Below are 9,051 nucleotides of genomic sequence, written 5' to 3' on the forward strand. Positions count from 1 at the left end.
GACAGTCTTATTTGAGCACTACTACGTGCCGAACGCCGGCTACCGGCTGAACTTACCCGGTCCGATAGAGCTCGAAGGCGATCAGTTTTCGGAGCCTGAGGGCGTATTGGCCGGCGGCGATATCCTCATCGTGCGGGCGGCGGGCGACATGCCTTTCCTATCGTGCAACAGTCAAGGCAAGTACTGCCGGACGGCGGATGGGCTCGAAATGCTGGTGTTTGCCACGACTCCGTCGCTACTCCGCTATGACATAAGCCTCCCGCCGTTCGACCATCCGCACACTGTCAGGCGAGCGCCCGACATCGTGGCCGCAGGGCAAAAAGCGAGCTGCTTCCTGATCGAGGGCGAAGGTCAGACGGGCGAACCGTACGCGATGACACAGTGCTACTCCGATGATGGATTGCTGCTGCGGGCGGTGTTTGATGGAGCCGAGGCCTTGGACGCTCTCGAAGTGAGCCTCGATGTCTCCGAGTCAGATCTGGAACCGCCTTTTGAGTTTGTCGCGTCGGTGTACGACGCTGACTAATCTGATTATCCGAACGTGGCGGCCACTCTTCGAAGCTCTCCAGTAATATTACGGCGATGGAGTCATTGAAAGTCCAGCGCGGTGAGATCGTGGTCTCGCTTACAAGCGACGAGTTGACGATTTTAAACCAGGCCGCAAACGGCGCCCACATCAGCGACGCTGAATTCGTGACACGCGTAGGGTTCACGCGCGCTCAAGTTCGGAAACTTCTCAGCAAGGTCAGCACCCTGCTGAACGAATAACCGCCGGATTAAGAAGTTCCACGGGCCCGGCGTCTCGTCACGAACTGCTCTCTGCGACGCGGCACGACCGAAACCCGGAGTGTTGCACAGATCTCTGTCAGTCCACCGTCAGCGTTTCTGCGGCCCCCCGGCCGGATCGCCCGACGTCACCGGCAGCGTGATCGGCGGCTCGACGACCCGTCGCGGGTCGCCGAGCGTGATCCCCATCACCACGCCCGTCGCCGTGTCGTCGCGGATCAGTTCGTACACCGCTTCGGCGATCTCCTCCGGCGGCAGCATCGGCATCGAACCGAGACGCTGTTCCGCTTCGGCGCGGTCTGCCCCGGTCAGCCGATCGATGCTCCCCACGACAAGCGGCGTCCTCACGACGGCCGGGCATACGCAGTTCACGCGGATGTTCGCCTCAGGCAGCAGGTTCACGAGCGCGCGCGTCAACCCGACGACGCCATGCTTGGCAGCCGCGTAGACCGGATCCGCCTGGAACCCGAACAACCCCGCCAGCGACGCCGTATTGATGATCACGCCGCCGCCCCGCGCCTTGAGACGCGGAATCGCAAGCCGCGTGCCTTCGATCACCGCGTTCAAGTCAACCTCGATCGTTCGGCGCCATTGCTCCTCCGGCGATTCCGGGTATCGGGGCTGCCCCGTCGTGATGCCGGCGTTGTTGTACAGAATGTCGAAGCCGCCGTACGCCTCCTCCGCCACATCGAACATGCGCTGCAGGTCAGACGACTTCGTCACGTCTACGCGCACAGCCGTCGCCGCGCCACCCGCCCTCTCGACGAGTGACACCGTCTCGCGCGCACCATCCTCATTCACGTCCGCGGCGACGATCGATGCCCCATCGCGCGCCAGCCGCAACGCCGCAGCCCGCCCAATCCCCGACCCCGCCCCCGTAATAACCGCCACCTTGCCGCTCAGTTCCATCGGACGCTCGCTTTCACGGGGTGCAACCACAGATGAACACAGATGTCACAGATTGGGATTAGCCCACCAGACGTTTGTATTCGAGTCGCGTCGCTCCGAAGTTAATGAGGAGGCCTCGCTTGATCCCCGATGCCTTGAGATAGTTCAATAGCTGAGCTTGCTCTATCGCGCCCATCCTCGTCAAAGCCTTAAGCTCGACGAGCACGGCATCAAAGCAGACGAAGTCTGCGCGGTAACCACACGCAAGTTGTTGGCCTTTATAGGTGACGGGGACAATTCTCTCACGGTCAAACGGAATGCCGCGAATCACGAATTCAACCGCCAATGCTTCCTGGTATACGCCTTCGAGAAAACCTGCACCTAGCTCGGTGTGCACCTCCATCGCGGCGCCAATAATCGCGTAGGTGTCAGGATCCCGCCGATCGCTGAGAAGCGGCGCGCTCTGCGTGCCGCCTCCAACAACATCTGTGCCATCTGTGTTCATCTGTGGTTACCCACGGATCCCTACCGCGAAGCCGCAGGATCAGCCTCCCGCGCATCAAACCGCTCGACGATCTTCCGCATCTGGCGCATCTGCTTCAGTCGCCCCTGCTGCCCCGGCGGCAACGTCGATGCATCGATCTCCGCGACGTTATAGCCATACGCCTCGTACATCGGGATCTGCTCCTCTGAGAGCGCCGGCATGCGCTCCTTCCGCGCCAGCGCCGCTTCGATGTACGGCGCCAGCTCTTCGTTCTTCTTGCGCTGCCGCGCCTCTTCCTGCTCCTTGAACTCCGGCATCACTTCACGCGCGAACAGGTTGAGGTCCTCGCAGATGTTCTCGTGCAGGTTATTGCCACCCTGCTGAATGAACACCGCCTGGTCGACGCCCGCGTCCGAAAACTTCCGCAGGTGCTCCCGCAGTTGCGCCGGCGTACCGATGCCGCCCGCGCCGCCGCCCAGCACCTCCGTACCCATCTCGTCGCGCATCGCTTCGTACCGCTCCCAGATGTTCGTGCGCCCCGGACGGTGCTTGCCGAATGCATAGAAGTGCCCGAGCGCGAACTGGAAAAACCGGAAGCCGTCCGTGCCGCGACGCAGCGCCTCCTGCTCATCCGGGTGGCACGAAAAACTCGACACCATCGCGATGTTCGGGTTGACGACGTGCGTCACCGGCACGCACTCGCGCTTGAACGTCTCGTAGTAGTCCGTCACCCAGTGCCGCGCTTCTTCCGGGTCGACGAACGCGAACGTCAGCGCGCCGAGACCGAGTTGCGCCGCCAGGTGGATCGTGTCCCGATTCGAGCACGCCACCCACATCGGCGGGTGCGGCTTCTGCACCGGCTTCGGCACGACGTTGCGCGTCGGCATCGAAAAGAATTCGCCCTCGAACCCCGGGTACGGGTCCATCGCCATCATGTTGGCGACCTGCTCGATGACCTCGCGCCACATCGCGCGGCGCTGCGCCGGGTTGATCCCGAAGCCTTCGAGTTCGCTGCGACTCGCCGATTCACCCGTGCCGAACTCGACGCGCCCGTTCGACACCAGGTCCAACGTCGCGATGCGCTCCGCCACGCGCGCCGGCGGATTGTACGCCGGCGGCAGCAACGTGATGCCGTGCCCCAGCCGGATGTTCTTCGTCCGCTGCGACGCCGCCGCCAGGAACACCTCCGGCGCCGACGAGTGCGAATACTCCTCGAGGAAGTGATGCTCCACCTCCCACGCGAAGTCGATGCCAAGCTTGTCCGCCAGTTCAACCTGGTCGAGCGCGTCTTGAAACAGCTTCTGCTCGCGCCCCTGGTCCCACGGTCGCGGCAACTGGTGCTCGTAGAAGATCCCAAACTTCATCCGTCAGCCTCCCGTCCACGACGCCGCGGTGCGCGCTTATCGCCCGCCCGTCACGCCACCCGATCGAATCAACAAGTCTTCCAGCGTCATCTGCCACTCCAGTGCGGCGCGACGCTTCTCCGGCGTATCGGCAAGCTCTTCGTAGATTGCCTGGCCCCACTGCACGTGGCGCTCTTCCTCGAGCAGGATGTGCTCCAGGATCCGCACTGTCGGCGCGTCGCACACCTGGTCCGTGTTCTGCAAGTGGTGCCGGTAATACACCGCCAGGTGCGTCTTCAGCACGCGATACAGCCCCACAAGCCGGAGCAGTTGATCGTCCTGGTGCTGCATCGTCTCGACGAATTTCAGAAACTGCTCGTTCGGCGGCTCCGCACGGTTCGACCAGCGCAGCGTCGGCGGCACGTTGTTCTCCATGTCGTCCGTGACGCGTAACTCCGGCAGACGCTGACCGATCCAGAACGAGTGGATCGAGTCCTCGTAGCAATGCTGCCCGAGCGCGAACTTCACCTTGATGAGCGGCGACGACGATGCCCACCCGCCCGCCGTCGTCATGCAGACGTTCTCCGCGAACTTGTAGTTGATCAGACGCCGCGCGTTCTCATCGACGCGAAACGCGCCACCCACCGTGCGATTGTCGACGGCCAGCTCAAGCATGCGATGCACTCCCTGCGAGTTTGGCGAGCGTCCGCGCGACGAGTAGCTCGCGGTCCTGCTTCTGCCGCCGCTTCTTTGCGGCGTACGCCCGCGCCTTGATTTTCGCGATCTCCAACTCATCCGCCGGCACGACGTAGGGGTCAGGGTGTATGCAGTCCACCGGGCACACGGCGACGCAGATCCCGCAGTCGATACACCCATCCGGCTCAACCACATGCGTGCGCTTGCCCGTCGAGAAATACTTGATCGTCTCGGTCGGGCACACGCGGCGGCACCAGCCGCAGTTGATGCAGTCAGCGAGGTCGATCGTGACGACAGCCATGGTTAGCCGCCGTTCTGGCTCACGCCGCCGAGCGCCATGCCCGCGCGCTCGAACTCGTCGGCGAAGAACTCCTTGAGTTCGCTGCTCTGTTCGCCGCTGAGCCGCGCCCGGAAGTACTCCGCCATCGCGTGTACGCGCAGCGCTTTCGCCTCTTCCTCCGGATTGTCTTCCGTCAACAGCTTGACGAAGAAGTCGCCGATCGCCGTGTGCGTCACTTCGTCCGCCCAGTTGTAGTCGTAGCAATGCGCCATCAACTCATCGCCGATCTTCTCGCCGACGGCCGCCGTCTCCTGGAACAGCGTCAACGCACCGCCCTCGAGCGATACGTTCGTCATCGACAGGCTGACGACCGGATCCCGCATCATCTGTTCCGCTGCGTTCGAGCCATAGCCCGTCGTCAGAGGCCCCGACGTCGTCACACCCGGAGGCGGCGCGCCGCCCGCCAGCGTGTCCGGGTACTCGCCGATCTCGCCGCCGTACGACTCGATGAGTCCCTTGGCGAGGTGCGCGTGTCGCACTTCGTCCCACGTCTGCCGCGCGATCGCCATGATCAGCGTCTGGGGCACCGGCCACTCCTGCCACTCGACGACTTTGCGACTGAACGCGTCGATGCCGGCGAATTCGGCGCTGGCGATGCCGCTCACGAGCGCCTTCTTGAGTTCGATGTTCGCTGGCTGCGTGCGCACCATCTCGCGCATCGTGAACAGGTCCTGGTACAGCGCCGAGTCCCCGATCTTCTTGTCGAGTTCGGCCTTCTCCTCGTCGCTCAGGTACATCGCGGGACGGTATGCCGGCTCCCGGCACGAGGGCGTCGCGCGGACTTTGTCTGCAAAGCTCTGCATGGCTGGACCTCCTGCCCGCCTTCTGGCGGACTATTGAATCCTCGGACTACCATCGACTATACTGACGGGGATTGCTTTTGTAAAGGGCAAATATTTTCGCGAAGGAAAGAATCACGTGGTCCAGCAGGAACAGGCGATCGACCACCACGATTTGCACGAACTCGGCATCGCGCCCGAACGCCTCGACCGGCTCATCGCCACCGCGATTGCCTACGGCGATGCGATCGGCATCATCGATAGTCTCCGCATCAAGGGCTGGTCCGAGGACGGACTGACGATTCCGCAGATGCGCCTGCTGTGGGCGCTCCGCGACGAAGACGGTCTCCCCGTTGGCGCCCTCGCTGACCATCTCGCCGTCAACCCATCGACGATCACCGGCCACGTCGACCGGCTCGTGCGCATGGGCCTCGTGCGACGCGAAGAAGACCCCGCCGACCGGCGCATCGTGCGCAACTACCTCACCGAGCAGGGCGCGACGACCGTCGGCACCCTGCGACGCATCGCCGGCGCTTACATCATCAACATCCTCAAACACCTCACCGACGACGAACTCGATCGCCTCCACACCGCGCTCACGGACCTCAACCGCGCCGCCGCCCAGGCCCGCAGCCTCGAAGAAGACTGAACAGCGATCCACCGCGCGGCGACAACAAGCATCCCGTGATACATCGACCCTCCACCATCCGCGGATCGTAGGGACGTAGCTTTAGCTGCGTCCGAACAACCCGTACGCACCGCGCCTTACGGCCCGATCACGCGCACGCGAAGCGTGGAGAACAGCCGCCCCCGGCTGTTCCCTCACCCCACGACGTCACCCCGCACATATCATGAATCGACCAAACCACCATCAGCGGATCGTAAAGACGTAGCTTTAGCTGCGTCCGAAACACGGACGCAGCGCGCTGCAACGCGCGCACGCGAAGCGTGGCCACGACCACCGGATCGTAGGGACGTAGCTTTAGCTGCGTCCGAAACACTCCATGGCGCGCAGCGGACCCCGATCACGAGCACGCGAAGCGTGGAGAACAGCCGCCCCCGGCTTTTCCCTCACCCCCACGACGTCGCCCCGCACACATCATGATCGACCAAACCACCACCAGCGGATCGTAGGGACGTAGCTTTAGCTGCGTCCGAAACACTCCCGCAACCACGCCTAACACCCCGACCACGCGCACGCGAGGCGTGGAGAACAGCCGCCCCCGGCTGTTCAATCACCCGGCTGTTCCACACATAGCTGCATCGCCCGCTCAACAACCGAACATCGGAAGCGCCAACAACGCCTCCAACGACGCCACCTGATGCCGCGCCAGCACGTGCCGCTCGTCGGGTCGACGATCGTTCAGCTTCAACACCGCCATCATTCCCAGGTTCGCCGCCGGCACGATGTCCTGCTCGTACAGGTCGCCGACCATGACAACCTCGGCACTATCAACGCCGAGTTGTTGAAGCGCCGAAGCGAATAGAAGCTCATGCGGCTTGCGATACCCCAACTCGCCCGCCGCGACGATCACCTCGAACACGTCCGGCAACCCCTGGTCCAACAGTTCGCGGCGCGTGATCGCGGACGTAAACGGCCGGCTCGTCACGATCCCCAACCGGTAACCCGCCGAGACGAGAGCCGCGACCGTTGCAGCAGCGTCCGGATACAACTCGACATTGAAGGCGCGCAGCGACACCTCGTGCAGCGCTTCCCAGATGCGCGCCGCATCCGCCTCCGCGCAACGCACGCCGTGCGCCTCGATCGCCAATCGGACGTGAGTCGCCCCGTCCAGCCAACGCCGCTCCTCGAACACGCCGTCCAGCCGGTCGGGATCCGGAAACGCCTCGCCGTATGCCTGCCACAACCGACGCACGAAGTCGCTGCAATCGACCGTCAATCCGAGGCGCGCCAGCTGCGTAGCGAGCATCGCCGCTTGGAGACGCGTAATCTCCGCCCAATCGATCGGCGCGGACGCCGTCCACAGCGTGTCATCAAGGTCGAAGAGCACCGCGCGCAACGTCATGCGGCGATTCTAACCAACCCGCCGTTTATCCTGCTCTCGTAGCAACAAATGGAGAACGACCATGCCGCTGCCCCTCACCCCTCCCATCGACCCCATGCTCGCCAAACTCACCGCCGCGATCCCCGAAGGCGACGGCTGGCTCTACGAACCCAAGTGGGACGGCTTTCGCGCCATCGTCTTCTACGACGGCGCTGAGGCCTACATCCAGAGCCGCGACCTCAAGCCGCTCAACCGCTACTTCCCCGAACTCAAGGCCGGACTCGAAGCGTCCCTCGCGACCCCCCTCGTCCTCGACGGCGAAGTGATCATCGTCCGCGATGGCGCGCTCGACTTCGACGCGCTGCAGATGCGCATCCATCCCGCCGAGTCTCGCGTGCGCATGCTCGCCGGACAGACACCGTCGTCGTTCGTCGCGTTCGACATGCTCGCCGATGGCGATGAAGACCTCATGAAAACGCCCTTCTCCGAGCGACGCGGACGCCTGACATCGCGCTTCGCAACGCCGCAAGAACCCGCGTACGTCACGCCCGCGACCATCGACCGCGACGAAGCACAGCGCTGGTTCGAAACGTTCGAGGGCGCGGGACTCGACGGCATCATCGCCAAGCGCCTCGACCAGCCGTACCTGCCGGGCGCCCGCGCGATGCTCAAGATCAAGCATCTGCGCGAGGCCGACTGCGTCGTTGGCGGCTTTCGCTGGTACAAGGGCAGCGAAGGCGTCGCCGTCGGATCGCTGCTGCTCGGCCTCTACGACGACGGCGGCGTGCTGCACCACGTCGGCCACACGTCGAGCTTCAAGGCCGATGAAAAACGCGCGCTCGCCGAAAAGCTCAAGCCGTACATCACCGAAGAGGACGTCGGATTCGGCGCCGGCCGCACGCCCGGCGAGCCCAGCCGCTGGACCGGCAAGAAAGACCTCAGTTGGATGCGCCTGCGCCCCGAGCTCGTGTGCGAGGTCGCGTTCGACCATCTGCAGGGCGATCGCTTCCGCCACGCCGCCACCTTCCGCCGCTGGCGCACCGACAAACCGCCGCGCCAATGCACCTTCGACCAACTAGAGACCACCCCCGCCTACGAATTCCTCAAGATCTTCGAACGTGGGAAATACTGAGAGTTCAAGACTCTCTACGTCCGGTTGTACGTCCCCATTCGGACATCCGAAGCGAATCGACGAATCTTGTGAGAAGCAATCACTTTGACGGACCAACCCATGAGCGCTTCCCGAACTCCGTTCCACGTCATTCCGAGCGAAGCCGAGGAATCCCGTTACAGGACCATCGCGTCATGAAGCAGTTTCATGTGCACATCATGACGAACTGGCCGGACACTGTACGTCGGCGAAGCGACGAATGTTGTGAGAAGCAATCAACTTTGACGGACCAACCCATGAACGCTCCCCGACTCCGTTCCACGTCATTCCGAGCGAAGGCGAGGAATCCCGTTAACAGTACGATCGCGTCATGAAGCAGGTTCACGTGTACATCATGACGAACTGGCCCAGAGGGACACTGTACGTCGGCGAAGCGACAATCTTGTGAGAAGCAATCAACTTTGACGGACCACGCATGAGCGCTTCCCGAACTCCGTTCACGTCATTCCGAGCGAAGCCGAGGAATCCCGTTACAGGACGATCGCGTCATGAAGCAGTTTCATGTGTACATCATGACGAACTGGCCCAGAGGGACACTGTACGTCGGCGAAGCGACAA

At 63.2% G+C, this 9,051-nt stretch carries 11 protein-coding genes; 4 read left to right on the forward strand and 7 right to left on the reverse strand.

All coding sequences use genetic code 11. From position 1 onward, the window contains the following. Nucleotides 1-25 precede the first annotated feature (25 nt). Both WEB52_02760 and WEB52_02765 read left to right on the forward strand, forming a co-directional pair. Nucleotides 26-526: a hypothetical protein gene (locus tag WEB52_02760; GenBank protein ID MEX2225353.1), complete on the forward strand. Its 501-nt coding sequence runs from the start codon at nucleotides 26-28 to the stop codon at nucleotides 524-526. 56 nt (nucleotides 527-582) lie between these two features. Beyond that, the gene (locus WEB52_02765) at nucleotides 583-768 is read left to right on the forward strand and encodes a hypothetical protein (protein MEX2225354.1); all 186 of its coding nucleotides are present in this window, start codon (nucleotides 583-585) and stop codon (nucleotides 766-768) included. A gap of 108 nt (nucleotides 769-876) precedes the next feature. On the opposite strand, the gene WEB52_02770 is transcribed toward WEB52_02765, so the two are convergent. From WEB52_02770 to WEB52_02795, 6 genes are read right to left on the reverse strand one after another with little or no spacing between them, the layout of a single operon-like run. After that, nucleotides 877-1,695 (reverse strand): SDR family oxidoreductase, encoded by an 819-nt coding sequence (locus tag WEB52_02770; protein MEX2225355.1) that lies wholly within the window; start codon nucleotides 1,693-1,695, stop codon nucleotides 877-879. A gap of 58 nt (nucleotides 1,696-1,753) precedes the next feature. After that, nucleotides 1,754-2,179, reverse strand: a complete 426-nt coding sequence (locus WEB52_02775; GenBank protein ID MEX2225356.1) for a GxxExxY protein — start codon at nucleotides 2,177-2,179, stop codon at nucleotides 1,754-1,756. A gap of 20 nt (nucleotides 2,180-2,199) precedes the next feature. Further along, the gene (locus tag WEB52_02780; GenBank protein MEX2225357.1) at nucleotides 2,200-3,522 is read right to left on the reverse strand and encodes an LLM class flavin-dependent oxidoreductase; all 1,323 of its coding nucleotides are present in this window, start codon (nucleotides 3,520-3,522) and stop codon (nucleotides 2,200-2,202) included. Between the two features lie 36 nt (nucleotides 3,523-3,558). Next, nucleotides 3,559-4,176, reverse strand: coding sequence for a hypothetical protein (locus WEB52_02785; GenBank protein MEX2225358.1), 618 nt, complete (start codon nucleotides 4,174-4,176; stop codon nucleotides 3,559-3,561). Further along, nucleotides 4,169-4,498 carry a 4Fe-4S dicluster domain-containing protein gene (locus tag WEB52_02790; GenBank protein MEX2225359.1) on the reverse strand — a complete coding sequence of 110 codons (330 nt, stop codon included), beginning with the start codon at nucleotides 4,496-4,498 and terminating at the stop codon, nucleotides 4,169-4,171. The genes WEB52_02785 and WEB52_02790 overlap by 8 nt, the downstream gene beginning before the upstream one ends. Nucleotides 4,499-4,500: 2 nt before the next feature. Continuing rightward, entirely contained in the window at nucleotides 4,501-5,340 is an 840-nt protein-coding gene (locus WEB52_02795; GenBank protein ID MEX2225360.1) for a hypothetical protein, read from the reverse strand. A 115-nt stretch (nucleotides 5,341-5,455) separates the two neighbouring features. On the opposite strand from WEB52_02795, the gene WEB52_02800 reads away from it, so the two are divergent. After that, nucleotides 5,456-5,965, forward strand: a complete 510-nt coding sequence (locus WEB52_02800; GenBank protein MEX2225361.1) for a MarR family transcriptional regulator — start codon at nucleotides 5,456-5,458, stop codon at nucleotides 5,963-5,965. A 622-nt stretch (nucleotides 5,966-6,587) separates the two neighbouring features. Here the strand turns inward: WEB52_02800 and WEB52_02805 are convergent. Beyond that, entirely contained in the window at nucleotides 6,588-7,343 is a 756-nt protein-coding gene (locus WEB52_02805) for an HAD family hydrolase (GenBank protein MEX2225362.1), read from the reverse strand. Between the two features lie 61 nt (nucleotides 7,344-7,404). Between WEB52_02805 and WEB52_02810 the strand changes: the two genes are divergently transcribed. Next, nucleotides 7,405-8,454, forward strand: a complete 1,050-nt coding sequence (locus tag WEB52_02810; GenBank protein ID MEX2225363.1) for an ATP-dependent DNA ligase — start codon at nucleotides 7,405-7,407, stop codon at nucleotides 8,452-8,454. Nucleotides 8,455-9,051: the final 597 nt, after the last annotated feature.

The sequence above is a fragment of the Dehalococcoidia bacterium genome (assembly GCA_040902535.1).
In the GTDB taxonomy this organism is placed as follows: Bacteria; Chloroflexota; Dehalococcoidia; order DSTF01; family JACRBR01; genus JBBDXD01.